Here is a 244-nt window from a genome sequence, read left to right as displayed (position 1 = left end):
GGTAAAGCTGTTGTCGCTGATGGTCTTCGGCGTCGTGCTGTTCATCAGCGGCAACATCCTGCTGCTTTCGACCGCCGTACTGCTGACGGCGGTTCTCTACCGGATGATCGGCCTGCCGTTTGCCGATGGGCTTAGGCGGCTGCGGCCGGTCTTCCTGACGATCGTGGTCGTGGCGCTTTTCAACCTCATCTTCAATCCCTGGCAGCAGGCGCTCGTGCCGCTGCTGCGCCTGACGGCATTGATG

The 244-nt window shown here is 61.5% G+C and carries 1 pseudogene; it reads left to right on the top strand.

Annotated features, from left to right (window positions below):
• Positions 1 to 244 (top strand): annotated as a pseudogene (locus AF337_RS38685) (energy-coupling factor transporter transmembrane protein EcfT); the annotation flags it as partial.

The sequence above is a fragment of the Rhizobium ecuadorense genome (genome assembly GCF_001187535.1).
Lineage (GTDB): Bacteria > Pseudomonadota > Alphaproteobacteria > Rhizobiales > Rhizobiaceae > Rhizobium > Rhizobium ecuadorense.
Note: the sequence above shows the minus strand (reverse complement) of the source record. Positions and strands in the feature narration are given on the sequence as shown.